At 66.3% G+C, this 23,545-nt stretch carries 17 protein-coding genes and 1 tRNA gene; 12 read left to right on the forward strand and 6 right to left on the reverse strand.

Translation table 11 applies throughout. From position 1 onward, the window contains the following. The first annotated feature begins 79 nt into the window (after positions 1-79). From V3B64_RS16265 to V3B64_RS16280, 4 genes are all read left to right on the forward strand, one after another. On the forward strand, positions 80-3,439 hold the full coding sequence (locus V3B64_RS16265; RefSeq protein WP_329914482.1) for a TIM-barrel domain-containing protein: 3,360 nt from the start codon (positions 80-82) through the stop codon (positions 3,437-3,439). Positions 3,440-3,572: 133 nt separating this feature from the next. Beyond that, positions 3,573-6,548 carry a TonB-dependent receptor gene (locus V3B64_RS16270; RefSeq protein WP_329914483.1) on the forward strand — a complete coding sequence of 992 codons (2,976 nt, stop codon included), beginning with the start codon at positions 3,573-3,575 and terminating at the stop codon, positions 6,546-6,548. Positions 6,549-6,613: 65 nt separating this feature from the next. Then, entirely contained in the window at positions 6,614-7,969 is a 1,356-nt protein-coding gene (locus V3B64_RS16275; RefSeq protein WP_106469419.1) for a Gfo/Idh/MocA family oxidoreductase, read from the forward strand. A gap of 147 nt (positions 7,970-8,116) precedes the next feature. Continuing rightward, positions 8,117-8,824, forward strand: coding sequence for a DKNYY domain-containing protein (locus tag V3B64_RS16280; RefSeq protein ID WP_329914484.1), 708 nt, complete (start codon positions 8,117-8,119; stop codon positions 8,822-8,824). A 12-nt stretch (positions 8,825-8,836) separates the two neighbouring features. Here the strand turns inward: V3B64_RS16280 and V3B64_RS16285 are convergent, their stop codons facing one another. The 3 genes from V3B64_RS16285 to V3B64_RS16295 form a co-directional block, all read right to left on the reverse strand. After that, positions 8,837-9,250: a DUF5615 family PIN-like protein gene (locus tag V3B64_RS16285; RefSeq protein ID WP_032127087.1), complete on the reverse strand. Its 414-nt coding sequence runs from the start codon at positions 9,248-9,250 to the stop codon at positions 8,837-8,839. Then, positions 9,247-9,951: a DUF433 domain-containing protein gene (locus V3B64_RS16290; protein WP_329914485.1), complete on the reverse strand. Its 705-nt coding sequence runs from the start codon at positions 9,949-9,951 to the stop codon at positions 9,247-9,249. The genes V3B64_RS16285 and V3B64_RS16290 overlap by 4 nt, the downstream gene beginning before the upstream one ends. 137 nt (positions 9,952-10,088) lie before the next feature. Then, positions 10,089-10,165 (reverse strand) — tRNA-Arg (locus tag V3B64_RS16295). Positions 10,166-10,314: 149 nt separating this feature from the next. On the opposite strand from V3B64_RS16295, the gene ubiA reads away from it, so the two are divergent. From ubiA to V3B64_RS16310, 3 genes are all read left to right on the forward strand, one after another. Further along, positions 10,315-11,208, forward strand: a complete 894-nt coding sequence (gene ubiA / locus V3B64_RS16300; RefSeq protein WP_329914486.1) for a 4-hydroxybenzoate octaprenyltransferase — start codon at positions 10,315-10,317, stop codon at positions 11,206-11,208. Positions 11,209-11,580: 372 nt separating this feature from the next. Next, on the forward strand, positions 11,581-13,005 hold the full coding sequence (locus V3B64_RS16305; RefSeq protein WP_176510700.1) for a TIGR00366 family protein: 1,425 nt from the start codon (positions 11,581-11,583) through the stop codon (positions 13,003-13,005). Between the two features lie 272 nt (positions 13,006-13,277). After that, a complete protein-coding gene (locus tag V3B64_RS16310) occupies positions 13,278-13,439 on the forward strand; it encodes a hypothetical protein (RefSeq protein WP_010482135.1) in 162 nt (53 codons plus the stop codon). A gap of 54 nt (positions 13,440-13,493) precedes the next feature. Here the strand turns inward: V3B64_RS16310 and V3B64_RS16315 are convergent, their stop codons facing one another. Beyond that, complete coding sequence (locus tag V3B64_RS16315; protein WP_329914487.1) at positions 13,494-14,120, reverse strand: YiiX/YebB-like N1pC/P60 family cysteine hydrolase; 627 nt, start codon at positions 14,118-14,120, stop codon at positions 13,494-13,496. An 82-nt stretch (positions 14,121-14,202) separates the two neighbouring features. Between V3B64_RS16315 and V3B64_RS16320 the strand changes: the two genes are divergently transcribed. The 3 genes from V3B64_RS16320 to V3B64_RS16330 all read left to right on the forward strand — a co-directional run bounded on the left by V3B64_RS16320 (position 14,203) and on the right by V3B64_RS16330 (position 18,042). Beyond that, complete coding sequence (locus V3B64_RS16320; RefSeq protein WP_329914488.1) at positions 14,203-14,715, forward strand: hypothetical protein; 513 nt, start codon at positions 14,203-14,205, stop codon at positions 14,713-14,715. 73 nt (positions 14,716-14,788) lie between these two features. Next, positions 14,789-16,627, forward strand: coding sequence for a M3 family metallopeptidase (locus V3B64_RS16325; RefSeq protein ID WP_329914489.1), 1,839 nt, complete (start codon positions 14,789-14,791; stop codon positions 16,625-16,627). A 74-nt stretch (positions 16,628-16,701) separates the two neighbouring features. Beyond that, positions 16,702-18,042 carry a TPM domain-containing protein gene (locus V3B64_RS16330; RefSeq protein ID WP_329914509.1) on the forward strand — a complete coding sequence of 447 codons (1,341 nt, stop codon included), beginning with the start codon at positions 16,702-16,704 and terminating at the stop codon, positions 18,040-18,042. Position 18,043: 1 nt separating this feature from the next. Here V3B64_RS16330 and V3B64_RS16335 read toward each other — a convergent pair whose 3' ends face one another. Together V3B64_RS16335 and V3B64_RS16340 are read right to left on the reverse strand one after the other, a co-directional pair. Then, entirely contained in the window at positions 18,044-18,715 is a 672-nt protein-coding gene (locus tag V3B64_RS16335) for a VOC family protein (RefSeq protein ID WP_121504196.1), read from the reverse strand. 105 nt (positions 18,716-18,820) lie between these two features. Next, on the reverse strand, positions 18,821-19,636 hold the full coding sequence (locus V3B64_RS16340) for an AraC family transcriptional regulator (RefSeq protein ID WP_032127095.1): 816 nt from the start codon (positions 19,634-19,636) through the stop codon (positions 18,821-18,823). Positions 19,637-19,837: 201 nt separating this feature from the next. On the opposite strand from V3B64_RS16340, the gene V3B64_RS16345 reads away from it, so the two are divergent. Together V3B64_RS16345 and V3B64_RS16350 are read left to right on the forward strand one after the other, a co-directional pair. Beyond that, the gene (locus V3B64_RS16345; protein ID WP_329914490.1) at positions 19,838-22,240 is read left to right on the forward strand and encodes a TonB-dependent receptor; all 2,403 of its coding nucleotides are present in this window, start codon (positions 19,838-19,840) and stop codon (positions 22,238-22,240) included. After that, the gene (locus V3B64_RS16350) at positions 22,240-23,541 is read left to right on the forward strand and encodes an aminotransferase class V-fold PLP-dependent enzyme (protein ID WP_329914491.1); all 1,302 of its coding nucleotides are present in this window, start codon (positions 22,240-22,242) and stop codon (positions 23,539-23,541) included. Before V3B64_RS16345 ends, V3B64_RS16350 begins: the two co-directional genes overlap by 1 nt. The last annotated feature ends 4 nt before the right edge of the window (positions 23,542-23,545 follow it).

Here is a 23,545-nt window from a genome sequence, read left to right on the forward strand (position 1 = left end):
TGTTGACATCTTTCGAATCGCTGCCCTAGAGTCGGCCCAATCGCTTTCGAAACGCCCGGTGAACGGGTTGGGAGTCCGCGTGGAAATCTGCGTTCGTCGCTCGCCGCTGATGCTGGCCCTGTTGCCGGCATTGATGCTGGCGTCCATGCCGGCCCGGGCCGAGCCCGTCGGCAACCTGCGTTCGGTCAGCGCCAGCGCCAGCCGTGACGGCGTGCAGGGCTGGGATCTGCAGACCGACAAGGGCGCGCGCATCCGCATCGAACTGCCGGCCACCGACATCATCCGCGTGCAGGCCGGCCGCAACGGCACGCTGACCGGCGCCGGCGACAAGGCCGCACCGATCGTGTTGCCGCAGCCCAAGGTGAACGTACAGGCGCAGCTGGAAGAAGACGCGCAGGAAATCCGCGTGCGTACCGATGCACTGGTGCTGCATGTGCAGCGGCAGCCGTTGCGCCTGCGCCTGGAGCGCCTGGACAACGGCCAGCCCACCGCCTTGTGGCAGGAACTGCAGCCGCTGGACCTGGATGCCACGCAGAGCGTGCAGGTGCTGTCCTCGCAGGCTGACGAAGGCTACTTCGGTGGTGGCCAGCAGAATGGCCGCTACCAGTTCAAGGGACGCGAGCTGGATGTGTCCTATTCCGGCGGCTGGGAAGAGGGCGACCGCCCCAGCCCGGCACCGATGCTGCTGAGCAGCCGTGGCTGGGGCATGCTGCGCAATACCTGGAGCGATGGCAGCTACGATCTGCGCGAGACCGACCAGGCCACGCTGCTGCACCGCGAAGACCGCTTCGATGCGTACTACTTCGTCGGCGCCGACCTGCCGAAACTGATCGAGCGCTACACCCAGCTGACCGGCCGCCCCAACATGGTGGCGCGCTGGGCGCTGTCCTACGGCGATGCCGATTGCTACAACGACGGCGACAACAGCAAGAAGCCCGGCACCGTGCCCGAAGGCTGGAGCGACGGCCCGACCGGCACCACCCCGGATGTGATCGACAGCGTGGCCAAGCAGTACCGCGCCCACGACATGCCCGGTGGCTGGATTCTGCCCAATGATGGTTACGGCTGCGGTTACAAGCAGTTGCCGGAAACGGTGAAGGGCCTGGCCAAGTACGGCTTCCGCACCGGCCTGTGGACCGAGAACGGCGTCGACAAGATCGCCTGGGAAGTGGGCAAGGCCGGCAGCCGCGTGCAGAAGCTGGACGTGGCCTGGACCGGCAAGGGCTACCAGTTCGCGATGGACGCCAATCGCCAGGCCTTCAACGGCATCCTCGATAACTCCGATTCGCGCCCGTTCCTGTGGACGGTGATGGGCTGGGCCGGCATCCAGCGCTATGCGGTGGCATGGACCGGCGACCAGAGCAGCAGCTGGGATTACATCCGCTGGCACGTGCCGACCCTGGTCGGGTCGGGCCTGTCCGGCATGGCCTATGCCAGCGGCGATGTCGATGCGATCTTCGGCGGCAGCGCCGAGACCTTCACCCGCGACCTGCAGTGGAAGGCGTTCACGCCGGTGCTAATGGGCATGAGCGGCTGGTCGTCGAACGCGCGCAAGCACCCGTGGTGGTACGACGAGCCCTACCGCAGCATCAACCGCGATTACCTGAAGTTGAAGATGCGCCTGACCCCGTACATGTACGGGCTGGTGCACGAGGCTGCGCAGACCGGTGCACCGCCGGTGCGTGGCCTGATGTGGGACAACCCGCGCGATCCGCATGCGCAGGATGAAACCTACAAGTACCAGTTCCTGCTCGGCCGCGACCTGCTGGTGGCACCGGTGTATCGCAGCCAGGCCGCAAGCCGTGGCTGGCGCCGCGACATCCACCTGCCTGCCGGCGGCTGGATCGACTACTGGGATGGCCGCCGCGTGCAGGCCGCCGCCGATGGCCGCCAGCTCGACCGCCAGGTGGACCTGGCCACGCTGCCGGTGTTCGTGCGTGCCGGTGCGATCCTGCCGATGTACCCGTCGATGCTGTTCGACGGCGAGAAGCCGCTGGATGAAGTGACGTTCGACCTGTACCCGCAGGGCGAGTCGCAGTACACGCTGTACGAAGACGACGGCAACACCCGCCGCTACCAGCAGGGCGAATCGAGCACGCAGCAGATCCGCGTGCAGGCGCCGGCGCAGGGCAGCGGCCCGGTGCAGGTGCAGATTGATGCCGTGCAGGGCCAGTACAACGGCCAGCTGGCGCAGCGTCGTTATGGCCTGCGCGTGCTCAGCCGCCAGGCGCCGCGCGCGGTGCAGGCCGGTGGTCGCGCGCTGCCGGCGTTGGCCGATGCCGCTGCGTTCAACAACGCCAGTGAAGGCTGGTACTTCGATGCCAAGGAGCGTCGTGGCACCGTGCATGTGCGCACCGCCGCTCAGGACATCCGCCAGCCGCTGCAGTTGCAGCTGGACTTCGCGGTGGCTGCCGCGGCCGCCGACGATGCCTATCCGGCCGCGCCGGTGCTGGGCCGCGAACTGCCGGCCGACAGCCTGCTGGTGGTGAATCGCCCGGCCGAAGAACCCGGCCATGCGCTGGAGAATGCCTTCGATGATGATCCGGGCACCTGGTTCCGCAGCGTGCGCAACCAGGCCGTGCGCACCGGTGCGCACGAGTGGGTGATCGGCTTCGGCGAGCGCAGGATGATCGACGGCATCGACATCGCGCCGCGCAACGACAAGAACTGGAAGCACGGCCAGGTACGCGACTACGAGGTGTACCTGGGTGACAGCAATGGCGAGTGGGGCGAGCCGATCGCCCGTGGCCGCCTGCAGCTGAAGGAAGGCCTGCAGCGCATCGACTTCCCGGCCCACGCGGGTCGCCTGCTGCGTTTCCGCGTGCTGAGCGTGCAGAACCCCGAAGGCGACGGCGCCAGCAGCACCGACCCGATGGTGACCGCCGCACAGGGCACCGCCCGCGCCTTCGATGCATTGCAGCCGCGCGATGTCGGCCCGATCGCCTTGTCCACCTTCCACATTCTTGAACACCAGGAACCGGAGCGACCGGCCCGGCAGCGCTATCTCTCCGAGCTGCCGGTGCCGGCCGCGCTGGCCAGCCAGGTGCGCACCGACCAGTCGTTCCGTGGCGACGCCGGCATGCGCATGAACGGCCTGCAGTTCCGTCGTGGCCTGGGCGTCGGCGCCAACAGCCGCATCGACCTGCGTCTGCAGGGAGGCTGGCACCTGCTGCGCGCCGACCTCGGCATCGACGACGCCTGCCGCACTGCCGGTGGCCTGCAGTTCCAGGTCTGGGGTGACAACCGCCTGCTGTACGACAGCGGCCTGGTGAAGGCGCCCGGCGTGGTCAAGCCGGAGCTGGACATCCGTGGCCTTTCCACCCTGAGCCTGCGCACGCTGGGTGCGCAGGGCAGCCAACCCGCCCAGGTCTGTGCCAACTGGGCCAACGCCGTGCTGATCGGCCAGGAGGGCGACTCCGCCAGCATCGTCGCCCCATGACCCCTACGTAACACCGCTCCTCCCCCCGCCCATTCCGACTACGGCCCTCATGGCCGTGGCCCGGGAGCGTTTTGCCCGCCGAACGCCCACGCGCTCACTTTTTGCGCCGCACCCCTGCCAGGAGAGAACCCCGATGTTGCCCGCACGCCACCACCGCCCCCCCTGTCGTTCGATCGCTCCGCTGTCGCTGGCCATTGCCGGCGTGCTGTTGTCGGTCGCCGTTCCTGCCTTCGCCCAGGAGAGCAAGGACAAGGCCACCGACCTGGCCCGCATCGAGGTCACCGGCTCCAACATCCGCCGCACCGACGTTGAAACCGCGTCGCCGGTGCAGGTGATCAGCAAGCAGGACATCCAGAACATGGGTGCGCGCACGCTGCTGCAGGTGCTCGACAACCTGCCGGCCGCTCGCCCGGCGCAGCAGGACGCGCGTTCGCTGTTCACCGGCTCCGATGGTGCCTCGCAGGCCAACCTGCGTGGCCTCGGCGCACAGGGCACGCTGGTGCTGCTGAACGGTCGTCGCCTGTCGTACTACGGTGCGCCGGCCGGCTTCCAGACCCAGTTCGTCAACATCGATGCGATTCCGGCTGCGGCCATCGAGCGCATGGAAGTGCTGACCGACGGCGCCTCGGCGGTGTACGGCACCGACGCAGTGGCCGGCGTGATCAACGTGATCACCAAGCGCAACTTCCAGGGTGCCGAAGTCAGCTTCACCAACGACACCTCCTCGCGCATCGACTCCTACGGCGAGCGCCAGGCCAGCATCACCGCCGGCTTCGGCGATCTGGCCGAAAACCGCTTCAACATCTACGGCGCGGTGAACATGTACCGCCGCGACGCGATTCCGCTGAGCGACTTCTACGACAAGCGGCCCGACCAGTACTACGTCAACAACCCGAACTACCTCAACAACCTGCGCCTGGGCGTGGGCAGCAAGCCGGGCGAGTTCAACCCGGGCAGCTACTTCGCCTTCGATCCGGTCACCGGCCGCCGCGTGCAGGAAGCTGCGCCGGGCTGCAAGAACGTGCTGACCAGTGAAGCGGCCGGTCCGCGTTGCGTCTGGGAAACCTGGATGAACAACGAGATCGATGCCGGCGCCAAGTCCGAGCGCAACACCGCCTACCTCAACGGCACCTTCCTGGTGGGTGACAGCACCGAGATCTTCGCCGAGGCGACCTACACCGACATCGACCTGCGCGCCAACGGCGGTACGCCGCGCACCTACGGCACCACCACCGGCAACCCGACCAGCTGGTTCTCGCGCAACACCGGCAACACCGTCAACCAGTTCCTGTACCCGTTCCTGGGCCCGAACAACGAGTACAACCACGCCAGCCCGCAGATGAAGGCGATGATGGGCGGTGTGGTCGGCCTGAACTACCTGCTGCAGGATGCCGGCCCGAACTACTTCGGCCAGCGCAACACCGACAAGAGCTACCGCGTGCTGGCCGGTGCGCGTGGCAACCGGGGTGACTGGAACTGGGAGACCGCGTTCGCCAGCGCCGGTACGCACTCCACCACGTACCAGACGATCAACGTCAACATCAAGGGCTTCGAGAAGGCGTTCGGCCCGTACTCGATCGATCCGGGCACCGGCCGCGTGATCATCTCTGATCACCCGGCGTACAAGTTCGGCGAGATCAGTGAAGCCAACGCCGCATTGATCCGTGAAGCGTTCCCGACCTTCGACATCCAGTCGTGGACCCGCCTGCACACCCTGGACGGCAAGATCGAAGGCCCGCTGTTCCAGCTGCCGGCAGGTGAAATGCGCGCCGCGTTCGGCTTCAACGCCAGCCGCGAAACCTTCTACACCCCGGGCAACGCCGATGCAGCCAATGGCCTGATCTCCCAACAGGGTGGCTCCTGGTTCGACGGCAAGCGCAACACCTACGCGCTGTTCGCCGAGACCGTGGCGCCGATCACCGACAAGCTGGAACTGGATGCGGCGGTGCGCGTGGACAAGTACCCGAACTTCAGCGCCAACGTCGCGCCGAAGATCGGCTTCAAGTACCAGGCGTTCGATCAGCTGATGCTGCGCGGTACCTACTCGACCGGTTTCCGTGCACCGAGCCTGGCCGAATCCGGCAACGGCGGCGTGTTCGCGCAGCTCGGCGGTTACCGTGACGAGCTGCGCTGCAACGAGACCAACGCCATCGCCAACCTGCTGCTGAAGTCGCAGCGGCCGGGCGATGTCGATCTGGGCAAGACCATGCTGAACGTCGATTGCAGTCGCACCGTGGCACGCATGACCCAGCCGAACAAGGACCTGAAGCCGGAGAAGGCGAAGATCGCCACCCTCGGCTTCGTCTACGAGCCGGCAACCTGGCTGTCGGTGTCGGCCGACTACTGGTTCATCTACCGCGACAATGAAATCGTCGCACCGGACTACCGCCGCATGGAAGACATCATCTCCTCGTCGCGTTCGCCGATCACCGACAGCGACCGGGCCAACCTGGCGCAGCTGGCGGCGATGTGTGCCGACCCGGCCAGCGGCGTGAGCTGCCCGTCGGTGCTGCCGGGCTACTCCGCCGGCAACGTGGCCAGCGTGGTGGGCCAGTACAAGAACCGTGGCAAGACCCTGATCGACGGCTTCGACATCGATGCGCGCAGCCGCTTCTCGCTGGGGGACTGGGGCAACCTGAACATCGGCCTGGCTGCCACCATCGCCAACCGCAACCGCTTCTACATGGACGAAGCGAGCGGCTGGTACTACGGCGACGTGGTGGGCTACTACAACAACCCGCGCCTGCGTGCCACGCTCAACGCCGACTGGACCTACAAGCAGGTCACCACCAGCATGTTCGTCAACTATGTGGGCGGCACCAAGTGGGCCACCGACCAGGTCGACGAAAAGAGCAACAACAAGGAAACCTGCACCGGCGGCTACCTGGCCCTGCAGAAGAGCAAGTGCGACGGTGCACCGTCGTGGTGGACCGCCAACATGAGCGTCACCTGGCGCCCGGATGATGCGTGGAATCTGAGCTTCACGGTCAAGAACCTGTTCAACCGCCTGCCGTTCTACGATCCGAACAGCTTCCTGGGTGACTCCAGTGACTACGCAACGATCTTCGGTCGTGGTTACAGTGTGACTGTCGGTTACCGGTTCAAGTAATTCCGTTTGCGTGACCTGGCGTGCCGGCTGCGGCCGGCACGCTGCCAAGAGGAGAGATGTTTGCCATGAAGCGTAGGGAATTCATCGCGGCCAGCGCCGCTGTCGCCGCCAGCAGCCTGCTGCCGCAGACCCCGGCCTGGGCACGCGGGCGCAAGGTGCGCCTGGCCATGATCGGTACCGGCATGCGTGGCCTGGTGCTGCTGAAGGAACTGGTGCGCCGCGACGACGTCGAGGTGGTCGCCGTCTGCGATATCGAGCCGATCATGCTCGGCCGTGCCGTGGAGATGGTCAGCAAGGCCGGCAAGCCGGCACCGAAGACCTACGGCCAGGATCGCGACACCAATGCCTGGAAGCGCCTGCTGGAACAGAAGGGCATCGATGGCGTGATCATCGCCACACCGTGGGAGTACCACGCGCCGATGGCGATTGCCGCGATGCAGGCCGGCGTGGCAGTGGGCTGTGAAGTAGTGGCCGGCATCACCCTGCAGGACCACTGGGACGTGTTGAAGACCCAGTTGAGTACCGGCACGCCCTACATGCTGCTGGAGAACGTCTGCTACCGCCGCGACGTGATGGCCGCGCTGCAGATGGTGCGCCAGGGCCTGTTCGGCGAACTGGTACACCTGCAGGCCGGCTACCAGCACGACCTGCGCGGCGTGAAGTTCAATTCCGGTGACCCGAACCAGCCGTATGACAGCGGCGTTGAGTTCGGTCCCAAGGGCTGGAGCGAAGCCCGCTGGCGCACCGAGCATTCGGTGGAGCGCAATGGCGAGCTCTACCCCAGCCACGGCATCGGCCCGTGCGCGATGTACACCGGCATCAACCGTGGCAACCGCTTCACCCACATCAACGCCTTCGCGACCAAGGCGCGTGGCCTGCACGAATACACCGTGGCCAAGAGTGGCGGCACCACGCATCCCAGCACCAAGGTGAAGTTCAAGCTGGGCGATATCGTGACCACCACGCTGGCCTGCGAGAATGGCGAGACCATCCTGCTGCAGCACGACACCTCGCTGCCGCGCCCGTACTCGATGGGCTTCCGCGTGCAGGGCACCAAGGGCCTGTGGATGGATGTGAACCATTCGATCCACATCGAAGGCCGCAGCCCGCCGCACCAGTGGGAAGAGTTCAAGAAGTACCAGGACGAGTACGAGCACCCGCTGTGGAAGCAGAATGCCGAGACCGCTGCCAGCGCTGGTCATGGTGGCATGGACTGGTTCGTCATCCATGCGTTCGTGGAAGCGCTGAAGGCCAAGGCGCCGATGCCGATCGACATCTATGACGCGGTGACCTGGAGTGCGATCACGCCGCTGAGCGAGCAGTCGATCGCCAACAGCTTCCAGACCCTGGAGTTCCCGGACTTTACTGCTGGTGCGTGGAAGCAGCGCAAGCCTATCTTTGCGTTTGACGGCAAGTATTGATTCGCTCTTGTAGAGTCGAGCCATGCTCGACTGTTTTGAACACAACGCCGGGCCATGCCCGGCGTTGCTGTTGTAGAGCAGAGCCCACGCTCGGCTGCTTCTCCTACCACTTACACTAAGGCCCCACCACTGGCGGAGGCCCAGACCGTGCCATGGCAGAAGATCAGTGACCTGCCGGACCAGCGTTTCATCGGTCCGTATGGCATCGAATTCTGGCGTATCCACGAGGGCCAGGTGTTCCACCAGGGCCGGCTGCTGCGCAAGGCCGACGTGGCCAGTTTCGAGTTCATCCCCGCGCACTATTTCATCGCGCGCGATGCGCACGCGGTCTACCATGCTTGGACCCGGCAGACCTCCATCGACCGCGACAGCTTTCGTCAATGTGGCGCGTACTGGTTGGACAACCACGCCGTCTACTTCGAGCACGAGACCTCGCTGAAGGCGATGGCCGAGGCAGATTGCACGACGTTCCGCGATCTAGGAGGCGGCTACGGTGCCGATGACCATGGCGGCTGGTACTGCGGCCGGCGGATGAAGCACTGCCGGCGCGGCGACCTGCTGCAGACAATCCCGCAGGACCCGCTGTACGCCGTTGATGACAGCAACGTCTACTGCGACGGGAAGCCGCTGCCCACGGTGGATCGTGCGCGCTGGCGGCTGCTGGATGGACACTTCTCGAGCGATGGAAGCCGTATCTACTATCTGGAACGGAAGCTGCCGCGCGTGGACGTGGCGTCGTGGCGTCTGTTGCAGGGGAGCTGGTCGCGGGACCATGAACACCTGTTCCATATGTTCATGATCGAGACCGACCCAACACTGCGTGCACAGCATGGTTTCAGGGCTGATGAGGGTTGACGCTCGAGGCGGTTACCGCGAAACCTTGATCTGCGTCAGCCTTCCCCCGGATGCCCTGGCATGCGGTACCCGGAACATTGCACCAGGTTGCACGAGGTCGGCCTGCTGCATCATCTTGGGCCACCACTCCAGAAGCCGCGCTGCGCGCTCGTAGTGGTTGAACGTGCTCCAACCCTTGGCCAGAACGAATACGGTCAGGCCGAGGCGTGCGATCGCCTCGCGCTCTGCGGGCTTGCGATGATGATGATCCTGGGTAACGTGTACACGGATGCCTCGCTGGGTGGCCGCGTCGAAGAGCTCCAGGTCAGTAGTGCCGGGCTTCACGAACTCCCTTACGTGGAAGACTTCGTGTTCGTCCGTTCCTGCAATGGCGTCGATGGCCCGGGCCAGCGCGGGCGGAAGATTCTCATCAATCTGCGCCTTCAAGGCGCGGCTCGATTCTCGAACTGCAGTGCTTTCTTCACTGCAGTCAGAGGCAGGTCATAGAGCCTGGCCACGCGACGCTCGTCGCCACCTTCGGCGCGCAGCGCCTCGACAATGGCGATGGTAGGAACGCCCGATTCGGAAAGGATGGGCTGACCAAAACTGCGCTGTGGATCAAATACCACGGCGCGGGAGCCCTTCAGTGGGAACCATCGTTCGGCACGATCATAGATGCCCAGTTCGACGCCGTCGCGCAGTGAAGGTGCGATGACCTTGCGCATCACGTCCTGGCGCTTCACCACATCCACCAGTGCGGCATCGCCGCTGTCGCCCACGAGCTCCATGAAAATGCGGCGCCCATCGGTCTTGAAGCTGGTGCTGGTGAAGGGATACTCCTTACCGAGCCGCTCGTTCAGCTCGACAATGGTTCGCCGCACCAGGTTGAGTGGCACGCCACATGCGACGAATGTGCGGACGAAGCGCAGCTCGATCAGATCGCGAAAGCCAATGCCGTCGATCTCTGAATCGGCCCATTGCGACTTCCACAGGGGAGGGTGGGCTTCCGGATTCCCGTGCTTCCGGCCCTGGTAGCCCTTCAGCCACCGGCGCAGTTCCGACGAGCTGCCGCCGATGAAGCGCGCAGCATCGGCGTAGGAATAGAGACCGACGCCGAGGCTGTCCTGTGCTGGCAAGGCGATACCCATGGCAGCGAGTCTACTCAATCCAAATGGATCTGGAGTGCAGACCCGCATTCTGCGCCTTGCGGGACTCATAAGCTGAGAACGGGGACATGCGCGGGTGAATCTGCCCGGTGATTGGCAGGTCGAAGCCGACAAGGAGATGGCGCGCCCGGAGGGATTCGAACCCCCGACCAATGGCTTCGGAAGCCACTACTCTATCCGGCTGAGCTACGGGCGCGTTGTAGAACCGCCGCGCCACCGACCAGTGCCGGGGCGGGCATCGCAGCGCCATGAGGCGGTGCGGGACCGGCATTCTATCCAGTTTCGCCGAACAAATCTCCCCCCATGGGCAAAGCCCTGCCAGAGGGGCAGGAGTATCCTATCGCCATGGCTGATACCCCCCTTATTTCGCCGCAGTCGCCGGCGACGCCGCGTTGGCGGCATTACTGGAGTCTGATGCGCGCTGATCGCCCGATCGGCACGTTGCTGCTGCTGTGGCCCACCTGGTGGGCGTTGTGGCTGGCTGCGGGCGGCCTGCCGCCGCTATGGACGCTGTTCGTGTTCACTGCCGGCGTGTGGCTGACCCGTTCGGCCGGTTGCGTCATCAACGACTACGCCGACCGCTGGCTCGACCCGCATGTGGAGCGCACCAAGGCCCGTCCGCTGGCCACCGGCGCAATCAGCGGCCGTGCCGCGCTGGCACTGTTCGCGGTGCTGATGCTGGTGGCCTTCGGCCTGGTGCTGACCCTGAACGGGCTGACCATCGGCCTGAGCTTCATCGGCGTGTTCCTGGCCGCCAGCTACCCGTACCTGAAGCGCTATACCCATCTGCCGCAGGTCTACCTGGGCATGTCGTTCGGCTGGGGCATCCCGATGGCGTTCGCCGCCGTGCAGGGCGAGGTGCCGCTGCTGGGCTGGCTGCTGTATGCCGGCAACATCCTGTGGTCCACCGCCTACGACACCTGGTACGCCATGGTCGACCGCGAGGACGACCTGAAGATGGGCTCGCACTCCACCGCGATCCTGTTTGGTGACCTCGACCTGGTCATCCAGGGCGTGCTGTACGCGCTGTTCCTGGCCACCATGGCGCTGGTCGGCGTGCGCGGCGGGCTGGGTGGGTACTACCTGGCCGGCGTGGCGGTGGCCACCGTTCTGGTGGTGTACGAGTTCTGGATCTGCCGAAACCGCGAGCGCGGCCCGTGCTTCAAGGCGTTCCTGCACAACAACTGGGTGGGCGCCGCGCTGTTCGCCGGCATTGCCGTGGACCTGGCACTGCGTTGACGATTGGATCTGGTAGAGCCGGCCGCTGGCCGGCTGCACCCGTATGCGGTCCCGAGGTTGCCGGCCAGCGGCCGGCACTACCAGCCTCTGCCACCTACGACGATCCTTGAGTTTGGTAGAGCCGGTCGCTGGCCGGCTCCACCCGTGTGCGATCCCGAGGTTGCCGGCCAGCGGCCGGCACTACCGCCTTCCACCACCTGGGATGATGCTTGGATCTGGTAGAGCCGGCCGCTGGCCGGCTGCACCCGTGCGCGATCCCGAGGTTGCCGGCCAGCGGCCGGCACTACCATTCCGCCACCTACGACCAATAGGTGGCTGACAGCCTGCACCTCACCGCCCAGAATCGGTCCATCGAACCTGGGAGGGTAGGCGATGGCCTCGACGGCAGCAGTACAGGACGGCTGGATGGCGCGCGCTGCGCTGCGCTCGGCCGCCTGGGCGGAAAAGTGGTTCCCCGATGCGTACGTGTTCGCGGTGCTGGGCGTGGTCATCGTCGCGCTGGCCGCGATGGGCTTCGGCTCGACCCCGCAGGCCACTGCAAGCGCCTTCGGTGATGGCTTCTGGAGCCTGATTCCCTTCACCATGCAGATGGCCTTCGTGGTCATCGGTGGCTACGCCGTGGCCACTGCACCGGTGGTCGCACGCTTCATCGATTTCCTCGCCCGTGTGCCGCGCACCGGCCGTGGTGCGGTGGTGTACGTGGGCCTGGTCAGCATGCTGGCCTCGCTGCTCAGCTGGGGCTTCTCGCTGGTGTTCGGCGGCCTGCTGGTGCGCGCGTTGGCGCGCCGTACCGAACTGCGCATGGACTACCGCGCGGCCGGTGCTTCGGCCTATCTCGGTCTGGGTGCGGTGTGGGCGATGGGGCTGAGTTCCTCGGCCGCGCAGCTGCAGGCCAACCCGGCCAGCATGCCGCCGGGGCTGGTCGAGATCACCGGCGTTCTGCCGTTCACCGAAACCATCTTCCTGTGGCAGTCGATCGCGCTGACCTCGGTGCTGATCCTGGTTTCGCTGCTGATCGCCTGGCTGACCGCACCGGCTGCCGGCAGTGCGCGTACCGCTGAGGATTTCCCGGGCGCCGCGCAGGCCGAGCCGGAACCACTGCAGCGCCGCACGCGCCCGGGCGAGTGGCTGGAATACAGCCCGCTGCTGACCGTACTGCTCTCGTTGCTGGCGTTCGGCTGGCTGTTCAACGAGTTCGCCAACAAGCCGGTGGTCACCGCCATCGCCAACCTCAATACCTATAACTTCATGTTCATTTCGCTGGGTCTGCTGCTGCACTGGCGGCCGCGCAGCTTCCTCAACGCGGTGGCCAAGGCGGTGCCCAGCACCACCGGCGTGTTGATCCAGTTCCCGCTGTACGGTGGCATCGCGATGATCCTCACCCATGCTGCTGGCGGCGACGGGCAGACACTGGCGCACCGCCTGTCGAGCCTGTTCGTGCACGTGGCCAGCACCGATACCTTCGCGCTGGTGATGGGCGTCTATTCGGCGGTGCTGGGCTTCTTCGTGCCCTCCGGCGGTGGCAAGTGGATCATCGAGGCGCCGTACGTGATGCAGGCCGCCAATGAACTGAAGGCACACCTCGGCTGGGCGGTGCAGGTCTACAACGCGGCCGAAGCGCTGCCGAACCTGATCAACCCGTTCTGGATGCTGCCGCTGCTGGGCGTGCTGGGCCTGAAGGCACGCGACATCGTGGGCTTCACCTTCATCCAGCTGCTGGTGCACATTCCGCTGGTGCTGGGCCTGCTGTGGCTGCTGGGCATGACCCTGGCGTATGTGCCGCCGGTGATGCCCTGAATGCAGGGTTGGCTTCCCTGCGTGAGCCGGGAAGCCAGCCTCGTTCAGCGCGTGTTTCCGGCGGCGAACGCCATGAATGCGTGCAGGCTGACGAAGGCATGAGCACATGCCGAACCCGCATGAATTCTTCAGACGCTTGTGCCGCAGGGGCTTCTGCGCGTTCATTCACAGGCGTACACACAGATGTAGCCGCCCACCCACGCGTGATTAACCATTCGCTGCAGACGATGGCCACGTCCACCGCATTCCGCGAGTGGCTTTGGAGATCGGACATGGCACAGCAGAACCAGAACCCGAACCAGAAGCAGCAGGGCCAGCAGAACCAGCAGGATCAGCAGCAGGGCCGTGGCCGCGACCAGCAGCAGCAACAGCAGCAGGAACAGCAGAAGCGCAACCAGAACCAGCAGCAGGGCGGCCACGACGAAGAAGAATGACCGCGCCGTGCATGCGGAGTGACCGGTGAAGCCCCGCCTCGTGCGGGGCTTTGCTTATTCCAGCATGCCGATGCGCTGCAACACCGGTGCGGCCGACATGTCGTTCGGATTGCTGCCAGGCTGATCCTGCGGCACCTCCATGCCCATGCCGCGGTACAGATCAATCCAGTGCTGGGCGATCTGCCCGGTCTGCGGATTGCGGAAGTTCATCGGCTGCAACGCGAATACATGGTGCGCACGGAACGCACGTTCGATGAAGTCGGAACAGTAGTAGCTGTCCTCGTTCAACACATACGACGTGTTGTACGGCTTGCCCAGCATCGTGCGCGCGGTGGCGACCGCATCCCTGATCGCTGCCTGCTGCGGCGCGCGCAGGCGATAGACCACGATCTGCCGCTGCTTGGCGCGCGCCTCCTGGCGGAATTCGACCAGCGATTGCCGGCGCGATCCTTTCTCGTCTGCATGCAATACCTCCCAGCCATTCGGCGCGGAAGCGACCAGCGCGACGTGATCGAAGCTGGGCGCGCCCTGCTTGCCGGTGGCATCGTCGATGGCCGCACTGAGACCGCTGCGGCCGGCAGTGACGAACAGCAGGTCGCCTTCGTGGACATCGACGGCCCTCGCCACCGCCGGCCACAGGGCGGGCAGCAGCAGGCCGATCAGGAGCAGGAGGCGATGCATGAGGACTCTCGGACAGGCGGAATGCCTGAATTGTAGGGTGCGCGGTAGCATGGAGCGACCGGACCGGATTCAGGATGAGCCCATGTGTCGATACCGTTCTGCCGCAGTGCTGATGCTCGCCTGCGCCGTGGTGCTGGTTGCCTGCACGCCAGCGCCGCAGGCACCGCATACCGCGACCGAAGCCTCACCTGCCGCAGCGGCGCCGGCGACCACCCCCGCCGAGCCCACAGCTGTGGCTGCACGCGGTGAATGCCCCTACCCGGAATTCGATACGTTCCTGAAGCATTTCGGCAACGAGATCGCGCTGCAGGAAAAGGCCACTGCCGATCCGCTGCTGGACAGCTACATCGATGCCGAGGCCGAGCCGGAACCGCGCAAGGTGGAAAGCCGGCTGGCGCGGGCCGATGTCGAGTGGCCGGTGATGCCTGATCCCGCCGCACTGGCCGGGCAGGGCCGCGAAATGCAGGTCAGCCTCCTGGCCGATGGACAGCGGCAGGTGCAGATCCGTACGCCGGACAGCAGCGACCAGCAGACCTATACCTTTGCGCAGGCGCCGTGCTGGACGTTGGTCAAGCGTGAGGATGAGTCGATCTGATGGCTGATCCGGCACAGGCGCGGCGGGCCAGCGGCTGCTAGGCTCGATCCCTGGTCCAGGCAGGGAGACGCCGATGCAGGCTTTCAGGAAGCGCACCACCACCGCCGCCATTGCCGCCGTATTGGCGATAGCCCCCTTCAGCGGCGCGCAGGCACAGTCGGTGCATGCCGATGACCGCACCTACTTCGCCAGCGCCGCGTCCGAACAGACCGCGCGCGACGCGTTGGGCAAGCGCGTCGAGGCCCTGCAGCAGGCGTCCACCCTCGCACCGGCGGAACGCTTCCAGCAGGCCGAGGCACTGGAGGCGCTGTGCCTGCGTCATCTCGGCTACCTGCATCTGCAGTCCGCCCGCAACGCGCGCGATCTTCGACCGGCACAGGCGATGGAGCAGGCAGCGGGGCTGTGCAGCCGCATCGCTCGCAGTGGTCGCGCCGCACTGCGCGAGGCGCCCGCAGATGCGGCGTGGGCAGCACCGTATGGCTTCCTGCGCACTCGGGCGCTGAAGGAGGCTGCCACCCCGGCCAACGCCGCGCTTGATGAGGCCGTGGAGGCACTGGCCGATCCGGCGCTGGACAGCTTCGCGCGCCTGCGCGGGCAGATCCTGCGCAGCGCCGAGTACCCGCAGATCGAGCACGGCGGTCGTCACTGGGACACCGGACGCGACAAGCAGCTGCTGGCCCAGCAGCCCGACCGCGCCCTGCGCGAGGCCGGCTGGAAGGGCTACTGGCAGGGGCTGCACTCGCGCCGTGAGCCGATGGCCTCGGTGCTGCTGGGGCTGGTGCAGGTGAATGACGCCGCCGCACGCCTGCAGGGTGACGGCTCGGCGCCGGCATATGGCTACCAGCGCATGGGCCTGGATACTGCCGCAGTGGATGCAACGCTGGTGGCGATCGAACGGCACGCTGGGGACCGCCGTGCCTACCAGGACATGCTGCTGCGCCACGCTGCGCGATCCGGCATCGACGCGCCGCAGATCTGGGATACCACCGTGCCCGATGCCGGCTATACGCCACCAGTGCTGACATTGACGCAGCTGCGTGACAATGCCGCCGATGCCATGCAGCACCTGGGGCCGGCGTACGTCGCCGAACTGCGCGCGCTGCTCGATCCGGCCAACCAGCGCATGGATCTGGCCACCGAACGTGGGGACCGCAGCCAGGACGCGTTCCCGGTGAGCGCTCCCGGCGTGCCGGCAATGCTGTTCGTTGGCCTGCGCCGTGGTGATCTGGAAAGCGACGTCGAGATCGCCCATGAAGCCGGTCATGCCGTGCACGGCGAGTGGATGCAGCGCGGTCATGCGTCGCCGCTGCAGCGCAATGGCAGCCAGTGGCTGGCCGAGGCGTTCGCGATCTACAACGAGCTGCGCTTCCGCGACCAGCTGTACCAGCAGGCAGAGGATCCGCGCGCCAAAGCCTATTACCTGAAATCGCTGCTGGACGACATGGTGCTGCAGCTGTTCACCTCTTCCGAGGAAGCGCAGCTGGAGCAGTCGATCTATCGGGGTGTGGCCGCAGGCACCTTGGGCACCGCCGATGATCTGGATGCGCTGACCGGGCAGGTGCTGGCGCGCTTCGGCCAGCAACCGGAGCGCTACCCGCAGCTGCGCAACACCTGGATCGGCAAGCGCCTGATGTATGAAGACCCGAACTATCTGGTGAACTACCTGTATGCGGGGCTGCTGGCCGTGCAGTTGTATGTGCAGGACCAGCGCGACTCCGAAGGGTTCCGTGAGCGCTATCTTGCCGTGCTTGGCGAGGGCTTCGACCGCGCGCCGAACGAGCAGGTGGCGCAACTGCTGGGGCACGCGCCTGACTGGGCGGCCCTGGTGGATGCCGATCTGCAGGTGTTCAACCAGACGGCGGCGCAGCTGCAGGCGCTGCATGCGCAGATCGAGGCAGGGCAGGGTACGTGAACACGGCGCGCCCCTTGCAGCAGGCGGCCGCCACCGTGTGGCTGCTGTTGCTGTTGCTGCTGTGCCTGCTGCCGATGGCGGCGACGGCGGTCACCCCGATACCTGCGCTGGACGATCCGGTGGTGGATGCCGCCAACGCGTTGTCCGCCGACACCCGCGCCACATTGCGCAGGCAGGCGCTGCAGCTGCAGGCGCGGAAAGGTGCACAGCTGCAGGTGCTGGTGGTACCCAGTGTGGGCAGCGAAGGCATCGAGGCCTATGCACAGCGGGTGTTCGATCAGTGGCAGCTGGGGCGCGCCGGTGTCGACGACGGTGTGCTGTTGCTGGTGGCGGTGCAGGACCGCCGCGTGCGCATCCAGACCGGCTATGGCCTGGAAGGAGCGCTACCGGACGCGTACGCCGCTCGCATCATCGACAACGCGATCGTGCCGCGCTTCCGTGAGGGCGATGTCGACCAGGGCGTGCTCGATGGCACGACGATCATGGTGGCGCTGATCGATGGCGAGGACCTGCCGGCATGGGAAGAACCGTCGGCCAGCAATGTGCTGTCTGCGGACTGGCGACGCGCAGACTCGGTGGTGGCGTTGACCCTGCTGGCCGGTTTCCTGGCCGGGCTGTGGCGCTCGCCGCCGCCCCTCCCGCCGGCGAAGACCGAGGACGATTTCAGCGGCAGCCGTCGGGAGCGGCGGCGCAAGGCACTGGCCGCCAATGCATCGGCACCAAAACCAACCTGGCCGACCTTGCCGGCCTGGGGGCGCCCGATGCTGGTGACCGCTGTTGTGGGTGCGGGCATGCTCTCCGTGGCGCTGCTGCTGCCACGCCATGTGCTGCCGGGCCTGTACTTCGTGCTGGCGCTGGGTGTGCCGGTGGCGACCCTGCTGGGCTGGTGCTGGCGCCGCAGTCGAGGTGTGCGCATCGTGCTGTGCGGGATGCTGATGCTCAGCGTGCTCTTCCTTGTGCAGGCGCTGCTGCGTGGCCAGCTGCCACCGAGCCTGGCCCGGCACCTGTTGCTGCAGGTCGCTGCGGGCGTTGTTGCCCTGATGGTGTTCCTGCTGGTGCAGGCCTGCCGCACACGCTGGAAGAAGAACCGCAGCAGCTTCATCGTGCGCATGACGGTGCTGGTGCTGCTCACCCTGGGCTACGGTGTGGGCGCGTTGCTGGCCATCCATCGAGCCGAAGGTGACGATCCACGATTGCTGGCGATGATCGTGTCCGGGGTGTGCGGCGTACTGCTGTACTTCGTATGGTTGTTCACCATGCTGCCGGGCGAGCGCGCACGTGGCCGGGCTTCATCATCCCGCGAACGCACGTCGTCCCGTTCGTCGTCCTCGTCGAGTTCGTCGTCGAGCAGCTCCAGCAGCTGGTCTGGAGGCGGCGGCCGCAGCGGCGGCGGCGGCGCGTCCGGCAGCTGGTAGTTCAGGTCGCCTGTACCCTCCAGCCGAGCGCGGCGTCCTCCACAACACCCGGGCCGGCCACGTCGCCGACCTGCAGCTGCAAGCCGCGCGCGTTCGGCAGGTCCTTCTGCTCGGGGAACCAGCGACGATCCGCCGCAACCACGATCAGCAGGCCCTCGTCGTCGCCCATCGGCGCGAACTGCGGCGACGGCGGGCTGATCGGTTGCAGGCCGAACCGCAGGCTGGACTGTTCGCGCACAGCGTCGACATCGTGGCTGGGCAGGCCGACTTCGCTCAGGCAGGTCAGTTCGCTGCCGTGGAACGCACCTTCGCGCGCGCTGGCCGGCAAACGGCGGCGGCCGATCAGTTCCAGGATCAGGCCGTCAGGGCCAGTGAAGTACACCGACTGCGACTGCCAGCTGCTCTCCAGCGCGAAGTAGTCCAGTCCCGCCGGATTGCGTTGCAGCGGCGTGCGCTCACGCAACCAGGTCATCGCCTCGCTGAAGCGGTTGTCCGGTACGTTGAAGGCCAGGTGCACGCCACCGACCGGATGATCACCCGCCGGCTGTAGTTCGATCGTGCTCCATCCGATGTGCACATGATTGCCGACCACGCGCTGCTGCAGCACGTCGTGGAAATATGCAGCGATGGTGGTGACGTCGGACACCGGGAGGGTGAGGTGAAGCAGGCGCATGATCGATCCTCCGTGGAGCGCATGCACCGAGTGTAGACCTGGCGGGATTGCGTGGGTGTCACCGCGGGCGCAACGATTCGTTACGGTGGGTGCCGCGCTCGAAGATCACTCCACTGGTAGCCAGATTTCCACGCCGCCGTTGCCGCTGTGCTCATCGAAACGCATGTCGTAGCGTTCCAGATCGGGGGCATCGGCCAGGCTGAGACCGGAGCCGGGCAGGTAGTGATCCAGCAGCCAGAACCAGGTCGAGCGGATGGTCGAGATGTGCCCGCCGTGCCAGGCCACCAGGTAGCGGCGCGGCGGAATGTCCACGCGTTGCCAGTGCGCAGGGACGCTCGGCACCGCGCTGGCCGGCAGTGCGGCGATGTAGTCGAAGCCGCCATCGTCATCACTGTTGCAGCACACGCCGAAGCTGATCGGTGCCGGCGTCGGCCATTCCCGGTTGAGCTGCGCCCACTGTCCGGGTATCGCACCGCCGCTGTCGCGGGTATGCCGCATGCCGATACCCGCGACCTGGAAGGCAGGGGTATCGAGCAGGCGCGGCGCTTCACCGCAGGCAGTCGGCGCATCGTCCACGCGGATCGCCTGCACCAGCGCCAGCCCATCGGTGCCTTGTTCGCGTACCCGCTCCGGGGTCTGCCCGAACTGTTCGCTGAAGGCGCGGGTGAACGCGGCATGGGTGGTGTAGCCCGCGCCCAGTGCCACCTGCAGGATGTCGCCCGCCCCGTTGGCCAGCCGCTGCGCGGCAGCGGTCAGGCGCCGTCCCCGCAGATAACGCACCACCGAGGTGCCGGTGCGGGCCTGGAACAGGCGCGACAGATGGAACGGCGAAAGCCCCGCTGCGGCGGCAATATCGGCCAGTGCCAATGGCCGGTCCGCATGGGTTTCGATGTACCACAACGCCTTGCCTGCCGCGCTCATCCAGCCGTTCCCCGATTCCGATGCCGGGCACAGTAGCGGATCGGCAGGCAGCGCGTTTAGCAGTTCTTGCGCTCAAGCGGCATCAAGCTGTCGCACTGACGTCATGGCTCCTTCACAGATCGCGCCGAGACTGCGCGCCTTGTCCAGGCCTGCGATATCCCTGCAGGTGCTGGCCCTGTCGCGTCCTCCCGGAGCCCTGCCGTGCATCGTTCGAAGCTTTCGCGTTCCATCCTCCTCGCCCTTTCCATGGCCAGCGCAGGAGGCGCGATCGCAGCGGAGGCCGATGCGGTCGATGCCCAGGCGGGCAGCCGTGCGGCGCCCACCCAGCTCGATGCGATGCTGGTCACCGGCACCCGCGCCTCCAACCGCACCCAGTTCGAAACGTTGGCGCCGGTGGACGTGTTCACCAAGGAAGATATCAAGTCCGTTGAATCCACCGACCTGAAGGACGTGCTGGCGCAGCTGGTGCCGTCGTTCGTGGTGCAGCGCCTGCCGATGGCGGACGGTCAGGTGTTCGTGCGCCCGGCCACGCTGCGTGGCCTGTCGCCGGATCAGACGTTGGTGCTGGTCAACGGTCGTCGCTTCCACCGCAGCGCGCTGCTCGGCAACCGGGGCGCGCAGGCGGCCGATCTGGCACAGATTCCGACCAGTGCGATCAAGCGCATCGAAGTGCTGCGCGATGGCGCGTCGGCGCAGTACGGCTCGGATGCCATCGCCGGCGTCATCAACATCATTCTCGAGGATGGCCCGGGTACCGAGATCACCGCTGGTTATTCGCAGTATGCGCAGGGCGATGGCGCGTCGCGCGATTTCAGCGCACGCACCGGCTGGTCGCTGGGTGACTATGGCAGCCTGGTGCTGTTCGCCGAATCGTCCAACTCCGACGCCACCTCCCGCACCCGCCAGCGCCCCGATGCCATCGCCTTCCAGGCCGCGCATCCGGATCTGGACGTGCCCAACCCGGTACAGCGCTGGGGCCAGCCGGAACTGGAAAGCCGCCGTGTCGGCTTCAACGTGAAGGCCAATGCCAGCGATACGCTGGAGTTGTATGCGTTCGGCCTGTACAGCCACAGCGATGGCGTCAGCGATTTCAACTGGCGCAATCCGGACACCACCACCGGTGCCTACCGCACCACGGCGATCTTCCCCGGCTGGAACCTGCGTTCGATCTATCCGGTGGGCTTCAGCCCGCAGTACGGCAACGTCCAGAACGACCTGCAGGTGGTCGGTGGCCTGCGTGGCGAGATCACGCCGAAGCTGCGCTGGGATGTCAGCGCCTCGTATGGCCGCAACGCCATCGACTACAGCCTGAAGAACTCCATCAACGCCTCGCTCGGCCCGGCCAGCCCGACCGCATTCGATCTCGGCCGCCTGACCCAGACCGAGAAGAACGCCAACGCCGACTTCAACTACGAGTGGGATGTGGCTGCGCTGTCCAAGCCGATCAACGTCGCCTTCGGTGGCGAGTTCCGCCAGGAGACCTACCAGGTGCGTGCCGGTGATCCGGCCTCGTACGCAGTGGGCCCGGGCGCTGCCGCTGGCCTGGAAGCCAACTCCAACGGTGCGCCGGGCTTCTCGGCCAGCCAGGCCGGGCAGTGGAGCCAGCGCAGCAAAGCCGCCTACGTGGATATGGAAGTGCCGCTGGGCGAGCGCTGGAGCATCGGTGCGGCCAGCCGCTACGAGGACTTCTCCAGCTTTGGCAGCACGCTGGACGGCAAACTGTCGGCACGCTTCGCGATCACCCCGGACGTGGCCCTGCGCGGCACGGTGTCCACCGGCTTCCGCGCACCGACACCGGCGCAGCTCAATACCACCAGCACCACCCAGGGCCTGGATACGCGCACGCTGCAGATCTTCACCAGTGGCCGCTTGTCGCCGAACGACCCGCTGGCGCAGCTGCTCGGTGCCAGGCCGCTGAAGCCGGAGGAATCGCGTACCGCGTCGCTGGGCCTGACCTGGCGCACCGACCTGGGCCTGTCCGGTTCGGTCGACGTCTACCAGATCAAGCTCACCGACCGCTTCAGCCAGTCGGCCAGCTTCGCCATTCCGGCTGGTACTCCCAATCCGCTGGGCTATACCTCGGTGAACTACTTCACCAACGACTTCGATACCACCACCACGGGCGTGGACGTGGTCGGCAACTATCTGCACGACCTCGGCGCCGGCCGCATGACCCTGACCTTGGCCTACAACTACAACCGTACGCGGGTGGACAACGGCAGCACCTCGGTGGCCACCAACGAAACCCAGCGCGTGCTGTTTGAAGACCGCCTGCCCGAGCACAAGGGCAGCCTGACCGGCAGCTGGGATGTCGGCGCCTGGTCGCTGATGGCCCGCATGCGCTACTACGGTGCCTGGACCGACGCCAGCGGCAATGCGGTGGGCGATATCTACCAGCGCTTCGGCGCGATGAGCTTCCTCGACCTGGCCGTGGGCTATCGCATCAACGAGCACCACAGCCTGCGCGTGGGGGCCGACAACGTGCTGGACCGTTATCCGGATGAGGCGGTCTTCCAGGCCAGCCGCGGCCTGGTCTACTCGCGCAACGCGCCGTATGACACCGACGGTGCCAACCTGTACGCGCAGTACCGGCTGAGCTTCTGATGGACCGCACGCGCCGCTCCCTGCTACGTGCCGGCACCTTGCTGCCGGCCGCAGCCGCGCTGTCTTCACTGCCCGCCGTGGCTGCCGCGCGTTACGCTGCGCCCATGCAGATTCCCGCAACGACCGTGGCGCCGGACGTGCTGGCCCGCGATGAAGGCTATTGGACCTCCGTGGCCAGCCACTTCGACATCACCGATGAAGTGAACCACCTGGAGAACGGCTACTGGGGTGCAATGGGCCGCGAGACGCTGGCGAGCTACCAGCGCCACACCGCTGAAGTGAACCGTGGCAACGCCTGGTACGGCCGTCGTGAGTTCCCGGCGCAGTACACGGCGGTGCAGCGGCAGGTGGCCGAGCTGCTGGGCGTGGGTGCCGACGAGATTGCACTGACCCGCGGCGCCACCGAGGCGATGCTGGCCCTGATTGGCGGCTACAACCGTCTGCAGCCCGGCGACCAGGTGCTGTATGCCGACATCGACTACGACAGCATGATCGGCGCGATGCGCTGGCTGCAGCAGCGTCGCGGCGTGCAGGTCGAGCGTATCGCGCTACCGGCCGTGCCCGACCACGCGCAGATCCTGCAGGCCTACGAGGCCGCATTCGCGCGGCTGCCACGCCTGAAGCTGGTGCTGCTGACCCAGGTCAGCCATCGCCATGGGCTGGTGCTGCCGGTGGCGGAGATCGCCGAACGCGCGCGAGCGCGCGGTATCAATGTGATCGTCGATGCCGCGCATGGGTTTGGCCAGATCGACTACGCGGTGCCGCAGCTGAAGGCCGATTTCGTCGGCATCAACCTGCACAAGTGGATCGGTGCGCCGGTGGGCGTCGGCGCGATGTACGTGCGCAAGGGGCGTGTGGCCGACCTGGATCCCTACATGGGTGAAACCGACGATGGCCGCGTGGGCAGCCGCGTGCATACCGGTACGGTCAACTTCGCCGCCTACCTGGCGCTGCCGGAAGCGATTTCCCTGCACCAGCGTATCGGCGTAGCCAACAAGCAGGCGCGCCTGCGTTACCTGCGCGAGCGCTGGACGGTACCGGCGCGGCAGATGGCACATATCGAAGTGCTGTCCTCACCGGATCCGGCGTTGGCGAGTGCATTGGCCAGCTTCCGCCTGCGCGGGCGTACCAGCGTGGCCGACAACATCGCGCTGCAGAAGCGCCTGCTGGATGAGCATCGCGTGTTCACTACTCATCGCGATGGCTTGGAGTCCGGCGCGTGCGTGCGGGTGACACCGTCGGTGTTCACCCGGCCTGAGCAGATGGATGCGTTGGTGCAGGCGCTGGACGCCCTGGCCTGACCCT

The sequence above is a fragment of the Stenotrophomonas sp. SMYL86 genome (assembly GCF_036320025.1).
Classification (GTDB): domain Bacteria; phylum Pseudomonadota; class Gammaproteobacteria; order Xanthomonadales; family Xanthomonadaceae; genus Stenotrophomonas; species Stenotrophomonas maltophilia_A.

What these genes read in the sequence shown, in the direction of transcription:
- V3B64_RS16270 (WP_329914483.1), top strand. Translation starts at nt 3,573, where the DNA reads ATGTTGCCCGCACGCCACCACCGCCCCCCCTGTCGTTCGATCGCTCCG.
- V3B64_RS16275 (WP_106469419.1), top strand. Translation starts at nt 6,614, where the DNA reads ATGAAGCGTAGGGAATTCATCGCGGCCAGCGCCGCTGTCGCCGCCAGC.
- V3B64_RS16290 (WP_329914485.1), bottom strand. Translation starts at nt 9,951, where the DNA reads ATGGGTATCGCCTTGCCAGCACAGGACAGCCTCGGCGTCGGTCTCTAT.
- ubiA (WP_329914486.1), top strand. Translation starts at nt 10,315, where the DNA reads ATGGCTGATACCCCCCTTATTTCGCCGCAGTCGCCGGCGACGCCGCGT.
- V3B64_RS16305 (WP_176510700.1), top strand. Translation starts at nt 11,581, where the DNA reads ATGGCCTCGACGGCAGCAGTACAGGACGGCTGGATGGCGCGCGCTGCG.
- V3B64_RS16310 (WP_010482135.1), top strand. Translation starts at nt 13,278, where the DNA reads ATGGCACAGCAGAACCAGAACCCGAACCAGAAGCAGCAGGGCCAGCAG.
- V3B64_RS16315 (WP_329914487.1), bottom strand. Translation starts at nt 14,120, where the DNA reads ATGCATCGCCTCCTGCTCCTGATCGGCCTGCTGCTGCCCGCCCTGTGG.
- V3B64_RS16320 (WP_329914488.1), top strand. Translation starts at nt 14,203, where the DNA reads ATGTGTCGATACCGTTCTGCCGCAGTGCTGATGCTCGCCTGCGCCGTG.
- V3B64_RS16325 (WP_329914489.1), top strand. Translation starts at nt 14,789, where the DNA reads ATGCAGGCTTTCAGGAAGCGCACCACCACCGCCGCCATTGCCGCCGTA.
- V3B64_RS16330 (WP_329914509.1), top strand. Translation starts at nt 16,702, where the DNA reads ATGGCGGCGACGGCGGTCACCCCGATACCTGCGCTGGACGATCCGGTG.
- V3B64_RS16335 (WP_121504196.1), bottom strand. Translation starts at nt 18,715, where the DNA reads ATGCGCCTGCTTCACCTCACCCTCCCGGTGTCCGACGTCACCACCATC.
- V3B64_RS16340 (WP_032127095.1), bottom strand. Translation starts at nt 19,636, where the DNA reads ATGAGCGCGGCAGGCAAGGCGTTGTGGTACATCGAAACCCATGCGGAC.
- V3B64_RS16350 (WP_329914491.1), top strand. Translation starts at nt 22,240, where the DNA reads ATGGACCGCACGCGCCGCTCCCTGCTACGTGCCGGCACCTTGCTGCCG.